The sequence below is a fragment of the Nonomuraea sp. NPDC051298 genome, from assembly GCF_055586305.1.
On the sequence record NZ_JBVJIM010000027.1, the window covers coordinates 108,002 to 122,587 of the forward strand.

Genomic DNA, 14,586 nt, shown 5'->3' on the forward strand with positions numbered 1-14,586 from the left:
AGAGGTCAGTGATGCCCAGGGCGGCGTAGTGCTCATGGGAGCCCGCGTCTACAATCCAGTAACGAGGCGGTTCCTGCAAAAAGATCCGGTGTACGGCGGGAGCGCTAACGACTACGATTACTGCGGCGGCGATCCGATCAACTGCACCGATCTCGACGGAGCCACAGCTAAAAGGAGTCCGCTACCCATCGGCACGTGGAGTAAGATTCCTTTGTTCAAGAAGATCGCGAAGCAACTCGCGCAAGCAGGGCACTGTGGATCTCTTGGTCTCAGCAAAGATGGCTGCGCACTCTATGCCCACCTGATTGTGATGGCCTATAAATTGTCTGACACATCGCCGACCAAGAAGGGCAGCGAGACCGGCGGTGACAGCCAGAAACGGCACTTCCTTTGGGTCGCGTCAATGGCAATCCTCTTCGGTGAGGACACCGCCCGCAAGGCAGCGAACATCCACGAGTGGAGCGAGGATCCCAACAATAAGGACCATCAGAGGGACGTCAAGGTCAGCGAGGCCGCAATCAAGAGGGCTAAGAAACACATGCACCTTGGGGACCTCTTCTGGAAAGAAGAAGACGCGTCCTGGGCTGAGATCGAAAAGGGATATGACTGCTACAAGAAATGCCAGAATATTAACAAGTGAAGCATCCATGCCAAAGAATCCGTGGGCGGTTTTAGCCCTGATCCTTTCGATTCTCGGGCTGGTTGCACTCGCCATTCCAAGTGTGGCTGGGGTCATACTCGGGCACGTGGCCCTCTGGCGAGCAAATCATCTTAGCGGGAAGGGAATGGCAGTTTCTATCACGGCGATGATCCTCGGCTACGTGGGTATCTCCATTTACGCAACGATATTCGTCCTGTGGAACATCCTCTTGTGGAACTTCTAACCTGAGTCGACCAACCTCGGTTCATCGGGCTACTCGGCGAACCGAGGTATCATTCACATGCGCTGGAATCCAGCCTGCACCGTCAACCTCGATGACTCACGAGGTAGGCGTCCCTCCTGACAGGTTTCGGCTGATGGAGATTTCCGCCTGATGTCCTGTTCGTCTCAGCGAATGGCACAGCGGTCTGCCCGAGACGCTCGGGCGGACGGCGGTTCCACGGGCCGCGGTGAGGCCGGGCCACTCCTTTCTGAATAGGCGGGAGGCATTCGCCCTGGCCAGGTGGGTGCAGGCAGAGCACGCAAGCGCTGCCAGCAGGTTAGTACTCCAGTCGCACTTAGCCGTTGAGGAGGCGTTGTTGTCGCTGGTAGTGGCAACGGCGGGCGCGGGCTTGGTGGCGGCGTCTCCATCGTGACCAGCGCAAACAATGCCAGGCGGGGTGCTGGGGTTGGTGGCGGCGGGCATGGAGGCGACGGATCTCGTTGACGGTGAGCGGGACCAGATCTTCTGGTGTGTCCAACTTGTAAGGGTCGGTGGGCTCGGGCGGTGATTGTCCGGCGGAGGGCCCCCTGTGTGTCGGACGGGGCCGACTGCTGGGCGGCGAGGAAGGCCAGGTGGGCGCGGGCGTGGGCGACCATGACCAGGGTGATGTAGCAGTACCAGGAGATTGCGCGGCGGACCTGGTAGTGGTCGAGCCCGATCTCGTTCTTGGTGGCTTGGAAACACTCCTCGATGCTCCATGCAAGGACTGGACCGTCAACGCCGACTGGATGCTCGCCGCCCAACCTCGGCCACGACCTGGACTGCTGGCGACGCCTGCTCACCCTGCACGACCAAGACGGCCTGGAACGTGCCGAGCCTGACATCATGCGCTACCGGATCTACCACCTGCCCGCCCGCCTGGCAGACCACGCCCGGCGACGCCACCTGCGCATTGAACGCACCTGGCCCTGGGCTCAGGCATTCGTCCTGGCCTGGCAGCGCCTCACCCACCTCCCGGCCCTCGCCTGAGCGCCGGCCCCTCACCCTCAACGACCAGGAAGGAGCCCAGCCCCGGGCCCGTGGAACCCGGCGCACCCGCAGCGACATGCGACGGCCCGCCCCAACCGCACAGGGGACATAACGGGCAAGGCCGCAGACCCGATGAACATCAACAAGCCCCTGACGAATCAGGACCCAGCCGACATTGACGTTCCACGTCTTGGACGGCAGGTTGCGCAGCCCCATGGCCTTGTTCGAGCGCACCCGGTCCTCGACATTCCGGCCGAGTTACCCAGGTCAACGCGAGCACGCACTCGCGCATCGAGGCGGCGATCTGCTCCATCGCCACCATCACGGCCGACGGCACAACGACATCTTCGGCGACATGCGCGGGGGCCAGCGCTTGTTCTGGTACGTCTCGCTCACAGCGGCCCCCATCTCACTCTGAGTGACTTGACGGTTACCCGAGACCTGCCATCAGGTGAGCCCCGAAATGGGAATCGCCACTTCAAGTTCTACGAGCTTCGGGACAACCTCGCGGCAGGGCCGAGAGCCCCAATGTCCGGGCCGTTCCTCTACTCTTGCCCCGGAAGCGGTACGGCGGAGGGGCTGAGCGGTGGGCGAAGGTGCAGATACTGTCGTCGGCACCGAACTTTCATGTGTTCTCGAACGCGTCACCTACGCCAATGAGGAGACCGGCTACACCATCGCCCGCGTGGCCACCGAACGCACCGGCTCCGAGCTGCTCACCGTCGTCGGGCCGCTGCTCGGCGCGCAGGTCGGCGAGTCGCTGCGGCTGCGGGGCCGCTGGACCTCCCACCCCCGCTACGGCCGCCAGTTCGAGGTCTGGTCCTACACCACCGTGCTGCCGGCCACCGTCCAGGGCATCCGCCGCTACCTCGGCTCCGGCCTGATCAAGGGCATCGGCCCGAAGATGGCCGAGCGCATCGTCGACCATTTCGGCACCGGCACCCTCGACGTCATCGAGCAGCACCCCGAACGCCTGGTCGAGGTGCCCGGCCTGGGCCCCAAGCGCACCAAGATGATCGCCGCCGCCTGGGAGGAACAGAAGATCATCAAAGAGGTGATGATCTTCCTGCAGGGCGTCGGCGTGTCCACCTCCATCGCCGTGCGCATCTTCAAGCAGTACGGCGAGAACTCCATCACCGTCGTCCGCACCCAGCCCTACAAACTCGCCGACGACGTGTGGGGGATCGGCTTCAAGACCGCCGACACCATCGCCCAGGCCGTCGGCATCCCCCACGACAGCCCCGAACGCGTCAAGGCCGGCCTGCGCTACACCCTGTCCCAGGCCGCCGACGACGGCCACTGCTACCTGCCCGCCCCCAACCTCGCCGCCGACGCCGTCAAGATCCTCGAGGTGGGCGCCGACCTCGTCACCACCTGCCTGGAGGAGCTCGTCACCGAGGAGGGCGTCGTACGCGAGCACGTCCCCGCGGGCGACACCCTCGTGCCCGCCGTCTACCTGCCGCCCTTCCACCGCGCCGAGACCGCCCTGGCCGGCGGCCTGCTGAGCCTGCTCAACAGCGGCCACGACCGGCTCAAGGCGTTCGCCGACGTCGACTGGGAACGCGCCGAGACCTGGCTGCACGGCCAGACCGGCGCCGAACTGGCCGCCGAGCAGCGCCAGGCCGTCCGCCTGGCCCTGACCGAGAAGGTGGCCGTGCTGACCGGCGGGCCCGGCTGCGGCAAGAGCTTCACCGTACGCTCCATCGTGCTGCTGGCCCGCGCCAAGCGCGCCAGGGTGATCCTGGCCGCCCCCACCGGCCGCGCCGCCAAGCGCCTGGCCGAGCTGACCGGCCACGAGGCCACCACCGTGCACCGCCTGCTGCAGTTGCGGCCCGGCGGCGAGGCCACCTTCGACCGCGACAACCCCCTCGACGCCGACCTCGTCGTGGTGGACGAGGCGTCCATGCTCGACCTGCTGCTGGCCAACAAGCTCGTCAAGGCGGTCGCGCCCGGCGCGCACCTGCTGTTCGTCGGCGACGTCGACCAGCTTCCCTCGGTCGGCGCCGGCGAGGTGCTCAAGGACCTGCTGGCCGCCGACGACGTCCCGCGCGTCCGGTTGACCCAGATCTTCCGCCAGGCGCAGGAGTCGGGCGTCGTCGTCAACGCCCACCGCGTCAACACCGGCCGCCACCCCGTCCTGGAGGACATGAAGGACTTCTTCCTGTTCCCGTGCGAGGAGCCGGAGGAGATCGCCGCCCTCACCGTCGACGTCGTGGCCCGCCGCATCCCGCGCCGCTTCCGCCTCGACCCCCGCCGCGACGTCCAGGTCCTGGCGCCCATGCACCGCGGCGCCGCCGGCGCAGGCGCGCTCAACACCGCCCTGCAGGAGGCCCTGACCCCCGCCCGCGAGGGCATGCAGGAACGCCGCTACGGCGGCCGCGTCTTCCGCGTCGGCGACAAGGTCACCCAGTTGCGCAACAACTACGACAAGGGCGCGGCGGGGGTGTTCAACGGCACGGTCGGCATCGTCACCGACATCCGTCCCGACGAGCACAAGCTCACCGTCCTGACCGACGAGGACGAGGCCGTCGACTACGCCTTCGACGAACTCGACGAGCTGGCCCACGCCTACGCCGTCTCCATTCACCGCTCGCAGGGCAGCGAATATCCCGCCGTCGTCATTCCGCTGGCCACCAGCGCGTGGATGATGCTGCAGCGCAACCTCCTCTACACCGCGATCACCCGGGCCAAGAAGCTCGTCGTCATCGTCGGCTCGCGGCGGGCGCTGGCCCAGGCCGTACGCACCAGGGGAGCGGGACGCCGCCACACCGGCCTGACGCACCGCCTCAACCGCCGCCGCCCCGCCTGACACACCCGCCCGGCCTGCGGCGCGCCGCCGACGCCCGCCGACGCCCGCCCACGATTGGGCGCAGACCTGCGCCCAATCTGCGTCCGATCAGTAATCGAAATGTGATCGAACTCTCCCAAATGATTCCGCGTCTTACATGCAGGAGCATTAAGGTTTTCGGGGTGCCTTTTGGTGCCCTTGGGGAGAGGACAATCTTGAACGTTGCGCCCGCCTGGAGGAGACCCGCCACAGCCCTCGCGCTGCTCACGGCGGCTGCCCTGACGGCCTCATGCTCCGGCGGCGGCCCCACCGCCCAGGAGCCGGACGCGCCCGAAGCCACCATCACCGCGACCCCCCAGGCGCCCACCGTCGCCATCACCCCCGCCGAGGGCACCAGCAAGGTCAACCCCGACAAGAAGGTCGTCGTCACCGCCGCGGGCGGCGCCCTCGAGGACGTCGTCGTCGAGGCCGACGGCGAACAGCTCGAGGGCAAGTACAACACCGACAAGACCCGCTGGATGTCCAAGACCGCGCTGAAGCCGTCCACCAGCTACACCGTCACCGCGCGGGCCGGCGTCACCACGAAGACCAGCACGTTCAGCACGGCCAAGCCCGAACGCGCCCTGCAGGTCGCCGACGTGACCCCCAACGCCAAGGGCGAGACCCTCGGGGTCGGCGCGCCCATCATCGTCACCTTCAACCAGCCGGTCACCAACAAGGCCACCATCGAACGCGCCTTGCAGGTCGAGGCCGAAAAGCCGGTGGAGGGCGCCTGGCGGTGGATCAACGACACCGTCGTCATCTACCGCACCGCCAAATACTGGCCCGCCCACCAGAAGGTCACCTTCACCGCCGACATCGACGGCATCAAGGGCGGAAAGGGCCTGTACGGGGTCAAGGACTACACGGCCAACCTCAAGATCGGCGCCAAGCAGATCAGCAAGGTCGACACCCGCAAGAAGATGATGTACGTCTACAAGGACGGCAAGCGCGTCCAGACCATGCGCATCAGCGCCGGCATGGCCACCACCCGCGAATACACCACCACCTCCGGCGTCCACCTCACCATGGAACGCGGCAACCCGGTCCGGATGATCTCCCCGGGCCGCGAGAAGGGCGACCCCGGCTTCTACGACGTGATGATCAACCACGCCGTGCGCATCTCCAACTCCGGCGAGTACGTCCACGCCAAGGACAACGTGTGGGCCCAGGGCGTGCGCAACGTCAGCCACGGCTGCATCAACGCCCGCCCCGACCAGGCCAAGTGGTTCTACGACAACGTCCAGCGCGGCGACGTCGTCGAGATCGTCGGCACCGACCGCGAGCTGGAGTGGAACAACGGCTGGGGCTACTGGCAGATGTCGTTCTCCCAGTGGAAGAAGGGCAGCGCCCTGGACGACGACAAGTAGCCACTCGACCGGCCCCGCCGACCCCCGCCGACCGGTACCGGCGACCGGCGCGCGGCGGCTCAGCCCCCTGCTCAGACCCCGGCGGCGAGCCTGAGCAGGACGACGCCGCCGATGATCGCGGCGAACGAGCCGAGCTTGGCCGGGGTGATCCGCTCCTTGAAGATGAGCGCGCCGAGCAGGACCGTTCCGATGGAGCCGATGCCGGTCCAGACGGTGTAGCCGACGCCGACGTCCAGCGTCCTGAGCGCGAGGCTGAGGAAGAAGATGCCGCCGGCGGCCGACACCAGGGTGAAGACCGAGGGCCACAGGCGGGTGAAGCCGTTGGTGGCGTTGGTGCCGAGGGCGAAGCCGATCTCGAAGATGATCGCGATCGAGAGGTAGATCCAGGCCATGACGAGGTTTCCTTAGGGGCTTGGCGGCGGAGCCGGGGCGGGTTCGGGTGGCGGGCGAGATGCGTCCGGGAGGGGTTCAGGCTGCGGACGGCTTGTCGGCGGCGCCGGAGCCCGCGGTCAGGCGGTCGGCGAGCTTCAGCCCCAGCACGCCGCCGATGATCAGGAGGAAGGCCAGGGCCTTCCAGATGGTGATCTCCTCCCCGAAGATCACCGAGCCCAGCACGACCGTGCCGACCGAGCCGATGCCGGTCCAGACGGTGTAGCCGACGCCGACGTCCAGCGTCCTGAGCGCGAGGCTGAGGAAGAAGATGCCGCCGGCCGCCGCGCCCGCCGTGAGCAGGGACGGCCAGAGCCGCGTGAAGCCCTCGGTGGCGTTGGTCGCCAGGGCGAAGACGACCTCGAAGACGGACGCGATGAGCAGATAGATCCAGGCCACGGGAGAGGCCCTTTCTGTTTGTATGTGTATGCAAGTAACTATCCCGCAGAATGATGCATGTACATGTATGCTGGTGTCAAGCCGGTCACACCAGGACCGGAACGGTCGCCGAACGAGGAGGTTCCATGACCCCCGCAGCCCCCGTCCCGGTCCCCGCGCCGCCCGTCTCGGACACCGCCGCCGCCTGGAACCGCATGCTGCTCCTGCACGCCCGCGTGGAGAGCCACCTGGCCACCGCCTTGCAACGCGGGCACGGCATCGGCCTGTCGGAGTACCGCGCGCTCGGCCACCTGACCGCCTCCGCCAACGGCGAACTGCGCATGCAGGAACTGGCCGACAAGGTCGGGCTCAACCAGAGCTCGGTGACCCGCCTGGTGGCCCGGCTGCACGCGGCGGACTTCGCCTACCGGGACCTGTGCCCCGACGACAAGCGAGGGGTCTACACCGTCGTCACCGAGACGGGCCGGGTCAAGTTCGCCGAGGCGAGCCGTACCTACGAGGAGACGCTCAGCGCCGCCCTGGCCGAGGCGGGACAGGCGGACCCGGGACTCGCCGCAGCCCTCACCGCCCTGGGCGCGCTGCGCTGACGACCCGCCGCTCCCCGGACGCGAGCCACCCCCGGACGCCACCCCCACCCGCAGCACTCACGCGGAGAACCCACCCAGGCACTCACCCGGGCCACTCGGACGGGCCACTCGGACGAGGGCCTCGGGACGCGCCTGTCACCGCAGCCCCGCCCGCCGCCCCGGGTATACAGTGGGAGCATGGTGCGACCACCGCTGACCCCCGAAGAGCGGCTCCGCGGCGAGCAACTCGGCCTGGTGCTGCGCGAGGCACGTGGCGAACGCAGCATCGTCGAGGTCGCCGCCGCGGCGGGCATGTCCGCAGAGACCCTCCGCAAGATCGAGACCGGGCGCATCGCCACCCCGGCGTTCTTCACCATCGCCGCCCTGGCCGACGTCCTCGACATCTCCCTCGACCACCTCACCATCCGTTCCACCCCCGCCCCCGCTCCCTGACCGCGCCCCCAGCCCTCCGATCACGGAAAGGGCGGCCGGGGACACTCCCTCCGAGCCCCGGCACTCCCGCGAACCCGCGGCCCCACCTGCCGCCGACCGAGCCGCCGACACCGATGCGGCAGCTCACGACGGCGGCTCACGATGGCGGGCGGGAGCGCAGCAACGGGTGCGTCCGCATCGCCACCTCCAGCTCACCCGGCAACTCGTCCCGGTATCGCCCCAGCGTCGACAGGTCGCCGTGCCCCAGCACACGCCGCACCGCGTCCATGTCCACCGCGTCGGCCAGCAGATGCGTGGCCGTGGTGTGCCGCAGCCCGTGCGGCGTCACCGACCGCCGCTGATCGGCCGCCACCCCCCGCTGCACCCGGTCGATCACCGCCTGCACGTCACCGCGCGCCAACCGCCGCCCCCGCCACGACAACAGCAGCGCCTTGTCATCCACCCGCGCCCGCCCTCGCTCCAGGTACGCCTCCAGCACCCGCCCCACGTCACCCGGCAACGGCACATCCCGCGTCCGCCCGCCCTTGCCGAAGATCCGCCAGTAACGCACCCCGTCGTTGGTGAAGAAGTCCTCCACGTTCGCCCGCACCAGCTCCGACACCCGCGGCCCCACCGTCGCCAGCAGCAGCACGATCACCGCGTCACGCAACCCCGTACGCTGATCACGCCGCTTGGCCTCCCGCGCCGGCTCCTCCAGCAGCGCCCGCGCCGCCCCGATCAGCCCCTGCGCCTGCTCACGCGTCAACGCCCGCCGCTCGGCCCGCAGCCCGCCCCGCTCCTTGGCCGTCACCGTCGACTGCGTCATCGGATTGACCTGCACCCACCCCACCAGCGCCGCGTGCTTGAACAACGCCGACACCGACCGGCGAAAACGCGCCTGCGACGACGCCGACTGCCCCGCCCCCGCCACGGCGGCGGGCACCCCGGCCGACCGGCCCGCCGACCGGCCGTCGGGCCGGCGCGCGAACGCCAGCAGGATCGCGTCGACATCCACGCCGGTCAGATCGTCGAGCACCACCTGCTCACCGGCCAGCTCCACCAGTGTGGCCACGTCACGCGCGTACAGCTCCGCCGTCGAGGCCGCCAGCGCCCCCGTCAGCGTCTTGGCCCGCACCAGCTCCACATAGCGCGCCGCCGCCTCCGCCACCGTCACCCGGTCGAGCTCCGCAGGCCGCACCGGCCACCCCCTCCGTCAGGTCGAAGATCCACCCACGACGGTAGCGGCCGGCACCGACAAAACCTCCTGCTAGATGTCGCGGAACGTCTCGATCCGAGCCCCCAGCGCGTTCAACCGCTCCGCCAGGTCCTCATACCCCCGGTTGATCACGTACACGTTGCGCAGCACCGACGTGCCCTCGGCCGCCATCATCGCCAGCAGCACCACCACCGCCGGACGCAACGCCGGCGGGCACATCATCTCCGCGCTGCGCCACCGCGTCGGACCCTCCACCAGCACCCGGTGCGGATCCAGCAGCTTCACCGACGCCCCCAGCCGCGTCAGCTCCGTCAGATAGATCGCCCGGTTGTCGTACACCCAGTCGTGGATCAACGTCGAACCCTGCGCCGCCGCCGCGATCGCGGCGAAGAACGGCACGTTGTCGATGTTCAGCCCCGGGAACGGCATCGGATGGATCTTGTCGATGGGGGAGACCAGCTTCGAGGGCCGGACCGTCAGGTCCACCAGCCGCGTACGCCCGTTGGCCGCCGCGTACTCCCGCCCCCGATCGTGATCCAGGCCCATCTCCTCCAGCACCGCCAGCTCGATCTCCAGGAACTCCACCGGCACCCGGCAGATCGTCAGCTCCGAGGAGGTCACCACCGCCGCCGCCAGCAGGCTCATCGCCTCGACCGGATCCTCGGAGGGGGAGTAGTCGACGTCCCGCTCGATGAACGGCAGCCCGTGCACCGTCAGCGTCGTCGTCCCCACCCCCTCCACCCGCACCCCGAGCTGCTCCAGGAAGAAGCACAGATCCTGCACCATGTAGTTGGACGAGGCGTTGCGGATCACCGTCACCCCGTCGTGCCGGGCCGCCGCCAGCAGCGCGTTCTCCGTCACGGTGTCACCGCGCTCGGTCAGCACGATCGGCCGCGACGGCGCCGCCCCCCGATCCACCCGCGCGTGGTAGAAGCCGCCGGTCGCGGTGATGTCCAGCCCGAAGTGCTTCAGGGCCGACATGTGCGGCTGCACCGTACGGGTGCCCAGATCACAACCGCCCGCGTACGGGATCTGGAACTGCTCCGTACGATGCATCAACGGCCCCAGGAACATGATCACACTCCTGGTACGGCGGGCCGCCTCGGTGTCCATCGCCTCCAGCTCCAGCCGCGCCGGAGGCACGATCTCCAGATCGCTGCCCTCGTTGATCCACCGCGCCCGGACCCCGATCGAGGCCAGCACCTCCAGGATCCGGTACACCTCCTCGATCCGCGCCACCTTCCGCAAGATCGTCCGCCCGGAGTTCAGCAGCGACGCGCACAGCAGCGCCACACACGCGTTCTTCGACGTCTTGACATCGATGCTGCCCGACAGCCGGCGACCGCCCACCACCCGGAGATGCATCGGCCCGGCATAGCCCAGCGAGACGATCTCACTGTCGAGCGCCTCACCGATCCGGGCGATCATCTCAAGACTGATGTTCTGGTTGCCGCGCTCGATCCGGTTCACCGCGCTCTGGCTCGTCGCCAGCGCATCGGCGAGCTGAAGCTGTGTCCAACCGCGATGCTGACGCGCGTCACGGATCAACCGGCCGATCCGCACAAGGTAATCATCTGCCACAACAGCAGACCATATCTCACATATGAGATGCCACCGCGTCAGAGGGGTCCGACGCGCCGGACAACTCCCGATGACCCGCCAGATGCTCCGGCGTCGCCTGCGCCTTCACCTTGTGCACGAACGCCCGCCGCCCCTGCCGGAACCCGTTGCGATCATCGAACATGTCCCGGCTCATCTCCGCCAGCTCCTCGGCCCGGTAGGCGTCCAGCGGCTTGCGCCGCTCATCCACCTCACGCACCTGCTGCCGCCCCGCCAGCAACCGGTCGTAGCCCGCATCGCCCGCCAGCCGCTCGGCGTACTCCAGCACCCGCCGCTCGAAGTCCAGCCGCGAACCACCCAGCGCCTTGTCCGCCAGCCCGCACTCCACCGCCTCGACCGCCCCGATCGGCAACGCCTCCTGCGTCAGCCGCCGCGCCCGCTCCGCACCCACCCGGCGCGGCAGCACATACGTCCAGTACTCGCTGCCGAACAACCCCATCGTCCGATAATGCGGATTGAGCACCACCGACTCCCGCACGATCACCCGGTCCGCCCCCAGCCCCATCATCACGCCACCCGCACCCGCGTTCCCCCCGATGGAGGTCACCACCAACTGGCTCGTGCACCCCACGATCTCCCGGCACACCGTGTTGATCGCGTTGATGTTCATCCACGCCTCCAGCTCCGGGTGACGCGCCGCCTCGATCACGTTCAGATGGATGCCGTTCGAGAACACCTCCCCGCCCCGCACCACCAGCACCCGCGTGTCCTGCGCCACCGCGTACCGCAACGCCGAAGCCAGCCGACGGCACTGATCGGTCGACATCGCCCCGTTGTAGAAGTCGAAGCTCACCACCCCCACACCCTCGCTGCGATCGTAGGTGATCTCGCTGTAGCCGGGCCGCTGCGGCACCTCCGCCACCAGCTCACCCAGCGCCAGCGCGGCCGGCAGCTTGACCGCGCCCTCCTGCTCCACCCGCACGTGCCCCACCCACACCGTCCCGTCGCCGGTGTGCACCAGCACCGCACCCTCACGCCGCGCCGACACCTCACCCGCCGGACCAGAAAGCTCCGGCCCCCGGTACACGTCGAACACCCGCACCGGCAGGTCGAACAACCGCGCCCGCCCGCCCGGCGCCCCATCGGCCGCCCGCACCCGCCGCAGGATCTCCTCCGTCGGCTCCTCCCACGAGAACTCCCGGTCGGCATGCCGCATCGCCCGCCGCAGCCGCCCGCGCACCTCGGGGGAGCGGTAGTCCAGCGGCGCCGGCACGAACGCCGGGTCGGCCGCCCTGGCCGCCACCTCCGCCACCAGCTCCACCGCCGCGTCCGCCACCGGCCCGTTGTACAGCGCCGACTTACGCGGCGCCTCATCCGGCAACGGGAACGTCCGGTAGCCCCAGATCGGGCCGGCGTCCATCTCCTCCACCGCCTGCAGCGCCGTCACGCCCCACTCCGTCTCCGCGTCGGTGATCGCCCAGTCCAGCGACGACGGCCCCCGGTCCCCGGGCGGCCCCGGGTGGATGATCACCGTACGGTAGCCCCGCCACAACGCCGACGGCACCCGCTCCTTCAGGAACGGGCAGATGATCAGATCCGGCTTGACCAGCTCGGCCGCCTCCACCATCAGCTCCTCGGAGAGCGCCAGCTCCACGGCGACGTCATGACCGGCCCGGCGCAACTCCAGCCAGGCACGCTGGGTCAGGCCGTTGAAGGATGAGCAGAGCAGCAGGATACGCAACGCGGGTCTTCTTTCCAGGCGGGGGAGCACAGGCGGGGGAGCAGTCGGTACCGGGACGGAGCACTACCGGGCGGACGGCGGGCTGCCCCACACGTCACACACATTTACGGCAGACCCATACGACCCATACATACCGTCGATGCTGACACGAATCGCCTACTACTGGTGACCGTTCACCGCAAAAACCCACCCCAACCAACCCCAATTGCCCCACTTTGCCCAAAAGATCCCACCACCACCATGCCCCACCCGCCACACCCGAACGGGGGAGCGGGGAGCGCCGCGAGCAGGCCGATCATCGAACGTAAGGACCCGCGCGATCCCATCACACACCCCCGACCTGGTATCGTGCTGCATCGAACAGGCCGCGATCCCCCATCACACAGAGGGCGCACCTCGGTGATTCCCGGATTCCTGATCAAAGATCCCCGCAGCCGCGATGAGCTGCGGCTGGGCGCCACCACCACCTCGCACGAACGCCTGACCTTCCTCAACGAGACCAGCACCCGCATCGGCAGCACCCTGGACCTGACCCAGACCTGCCGCGAACTGCTCGACGTGGCCGTGCCCAGGTGCGCCGACACCGGCGGGATCATGGTGCAGGAGCGCCTCATCACCGAGGGAGAATTCCCCACACGCCCCCACGACGGCTCGGCCCTGGTCCGCAGGATGGCCACGGCGGCCGCGGTCGAGAACCCCTGGGACTGGGACACCGCGTTCCCGGTCGGCGAGGTCGTCGTCTACCCGCCCTACCTGCCCCAGGGCCAAGCCATGGCCACCGCCAGAACCGTTCTCGTGCCCCGGCTCCCGCAGAGCGTCGGCGACGAGAACGCCAAAGCGTTCGGCCGCGACGTCATCGCCCGGCTGCTGCCCGGCTGCTCCTTCCTCGTCACACCGCTGCTCGCGCGCGGCAACGTGCTCGGCTTCCTCGTCCTCGTCCGGCAGGCCACCAGCGAGCAGTTCGACCAGGCCGACGTCGCGCTCGTCGAGGAACTCGCCGCCCGCACCGCCATCTGCATCGACAACGCCCGCCTGTACGCCAGAGAGCGACGCACCGCGCTCATGCTCCAGAGCAGCCTGATGCCGAGCCTCATCAAGGCGCCGCCCGGCCTGGAGATCGCGCACCGCTACCTGCCCGCCAGCGACCTGGCCGGAGTGGGCGGCGACTGGTACGACGTCATCCCACTCGACAGCGACCGCACCGCCCTCGTCGTCGGCGACGTCATGGGCCACGGCGTACGCGCCGCCGCCACCATGGGCCAGCTCCGCACCGCCACCCAGACCCTCGCCAGCCTCGACCCCGATCCCGCCGAGCTGCTGTACCGCCTCAACCGGGTAGCCCAGCAACTCGACCTGGAACAGATCGCGACCTGCGCCTACGCCAGATACGACCGCCCGTCGGGCAAGGTCGAGATCGCCAGTGCCGGCCACCTGCCGCCCATCCTCATCCAGCCCAACGGGGTCGCCGACACGGTCCCCGTCACCCCCGGCCCGCCCTTGGGCGTCGGCACCGAGCCCTTTGACCTCTGCGAGTTCGCCTTGCCTTCCGGCGGGCTGCTCGCCCTCTACACCGATGGGCTGGTGGAGGGGCGGGAATGGAGCATCGACGAAGGACTCGCCAAGTTACGGGGGCTACTGACGGGGCCACCGCTGGGGATCGAGCGAATCTGCGACATGGTGGTCAGAACACAGTGCCCGAACACCGACCGCGACGACATCGCCCTGCTCCTGGCCAAGGCAGTGTGAGAACCGGGCGTGGTGTCGTGTCGTAGGTGTCGCGGGCGGCGTTGACCTGTTCGATGTGCGTCTCGGCCCAGCACTTGATCGCCTGCAGCACGGGGAGCAAGCTGACGCCCAGCCGGGTGAGGGCATAGTCGACCCGTACCGGGACGGACGGCATGACCGAGCGGGACACCAGACCATCGCGTTCCAGGGTGCGCAGGGTCTGGGTGAGCATTTTCTGGCTGACACCGGTGACGGTACGGGATAGACCGCTGGCGCTGAGGGCCGTCGGCGAGCGCGTTGAGAATGAGACTCACCCACTTGTCGCTGATCCTGTTGTCCCGTCTCAATTGATGCGACACAGAGAGGCTCATCCACCTCGGTTGTGACAGTTCTACTGAGACGCCCGAGGAGCACGGCGTCTCAGTAGAA

12 protein-coding genes and 2 pseudogenes are annotated in these 14,586 nt (G+C 68.6%); 7 read left to right on the forward strand and 7 right to left on the reverse strand.

What is annotated here, in order from left to right:
• Window positions 1-19: 19 nt before the first annotated feature.
• Window positions 20-640 (forward strand): annotated as a pseudogene (locus tag ACZ6S0_RS44580) (RHS repeat-associated core domain-containing protein); the annotation flags it as partial.
• Between the two features lie 578 nt (window positions 641-1,218).
• On the opposite strand, the pseudogene ACZ6S0_RS44585 reads toward ACZ6S0_RS44580, so the two are convergent.
• Window positions 1,219-1,621, reverse strand: a pseudogene (locus ACZ6S0_RS44585) (IS701 family transposase); the annotation flags it as partial.
• Here ACZ6S0_RS44585 and ACZ6S0_RS44590 point away from each other — a divergent pair.
• The 3 genes from ACZ6S0_RS44590 (at window position 1,614) to ACZ6S0_RS44600 (ending at window position 6,089) form a co-directional block, all read left to right on the forward strand.
• On the forward strand, window positions 1,614-1,892 hold the full coding sequence (locus tag ACZ6S0_RS44590) for a hypothetical protein (RefSeq protein WP_465925627.1): 279 nt from the start codon (window positions 1,614-1,616) through the stop codon (window positions 1,890-1,892). The pseudogene ACZ6S0_RS44585 and the gene ACZ6S0_RS44590 overlap by 8 nt on opposite strands.
• 586 nt (window positions 1,893-2,478) lie before the next feature.
• Window positions 2,479-4,701 (forward strand): SF1B family DNA helicase RecD2, encoded by a 2,223-nt coding sequence (recD2, locus tag ACZ6S0_RS44595; RefSeq protein WP_465925597.1) that lies wholly within the window; start codon window positions 2,479-2,481, stop codon window positions 4,699-4,701.
• A 194-nt stretch (window positions 4,702-4,895) separates the two neighbouring features.
• A complete protein-coding gene (locus tag ACZ6S0_RS44600; RefSeq protein WP_465925599.1) occupies window positions 4,896-6,089 on the forward strand; it encodes a L,D-transpeptidase in 1,194 nt (397 codons plus the stop codon).
• A gap of 71 nt (window positions 6,090-6,160) precedes the next feature.
• On the opposite strand, the gene ACZ6S0_RS44605 is transcribed toward ACZ6S0_RS44600, so the two are convergent.
• Together ACZ6S0_RS44605 and ACZ6S0_RS44610 are read right to left on the reverse strand one after the other, a co-directional pair.
• Window positions 6,161-6,481, reverse strand: a complete 321-nt coding sequence (locus ACZ6S0_RS44605) for a DMT family transporter (protein ID WP_344877593.1) — start codon at window positions 6,479-6,481, stop codon at window positions 6,161-6,163.
• Between the two features lie 76 nt (window positions 6,482-6,557).
• Entirely contained in the window at window positions 6,558-6,917 is a 360-nt protein-coding gene (locus ACZ6S0_RS44610) for a DMT family transporter (protein ID WP_465925601.1), read from the reverse strand.
• A gap of 125 nt (window positions 6,918-7,042) precedes the next feature.
• Here ACZ6S0_RS44610 and ACZ6S0_RS44615 point away from each other — a divergent pair, with 125 nt between their 5' ends.
• Both ACZ6S0_RS44615 and ACZ6S0_RS44620 read left to right on the forward strand, forming a co-directional pair.
• Entirely contained in the window at window positions 7,043-7,504 is a 462-nt protein-coding gene (locus ACZ6S0_RS44615) for a MarR family winged helix-turn-helix transcriptional regulator (protein WP_465925603.1), read from the forward strand.
• A gap of 177 nt (window positions 7,505-7,681) precedes the next feature.
• Window positions 7,682-7,936, forward strand: a complete 255-nt coding sequence (locus ACZ6S0_RS44620) for a helix-turn-helix domain-containing protein (RefSeq protein ID WP_344877587.1) — start codon at window positions 7,682-7,684, stop codon at window positions 7,934-7,936.
• A gap of 136 nt (window positions 7,937-8,072) precedes the next feature.
• Here the strand turns inward: ACZ6S0_RS44620 and ACZ6S0_RS44625 are convergent, their stop codons facing one another.
• The 3 genes from ACZ6S0_RS44625 to ACZ6S0_RS44635 form a co-directional block, all read right to left on the reverse strand.
• Window positions 8,073-9,113: a tyrosine-type recombinase/integrase gene (locus tag ACZ6S0_RS44625; RefSeq protein ID WP_465925606.1), complete on the reverse strand. Its 1,041-nt coding sequence runs from the start codon at window positions 9,111-9,113 to the stop codon at window positions 8,073-8,075.
• Between the two features lie 69 nt (window positions 9,114-9,182).
• A complete protein-coding gene (locus tag ACZ6S0_RS44630; protein ID WP_465925608.1) occupies window positions 9,183-10,712 on the reverse strand; it encodes a helix-turn-helix domain-containing protein in 1,530 nt (509 codons plus the stop codon).
• A 16-nt stretch (window positions 10,713-10,728) separates the two neighbouring features.
• A complete protein-coding gene (locus ACZ6S0_RS44635; RefSeq protein WP_465925610.1) occupies window positions 10,729-12,432 on the reverse strand; it encodes an enoyl-CoA hydratase-related protein in 1,704 nt (567 codons plus the stop codon).
• 399 nt (window positions 12,433-12,831) lie between these two features.
• Here ACZ6S0_RS44635 and ACZ6S0_RS44640 point away from each other — a divergent pair, with 399 nt between their 5' ends.
• Entirely contained in the window at window positions 12,832-14,178 is a 1,347-nt protein-coding gene (locus ACZ6S0_RS44640) for a PP2C family protein-serine/threonine phosphatase (RefSeq protein ID WP_465925612.1), read from the forward strand.
• Here ACZ6S0_RS44640 and ACZ6S0_RS44645 read toward each other — a convergent pair.
• Window positions 14,114-14,389, reverse strand: coding sequence for a winged helix-turn-helix transcriptional regulator (locus ACZ6S0_RS44645; protein WP_465925614.1), 276 nt, complete (start codon window positions 14,387-14,389; stop codon window positions 14,114-14,116). The genes ACZ6S0_RS44640 and ACZ6S0_RS44645 overlap by 65 nt on opposite strands.
• Between the last annotated feature and the right edge of the window lie 197 nt (window positions 14,390-14,586).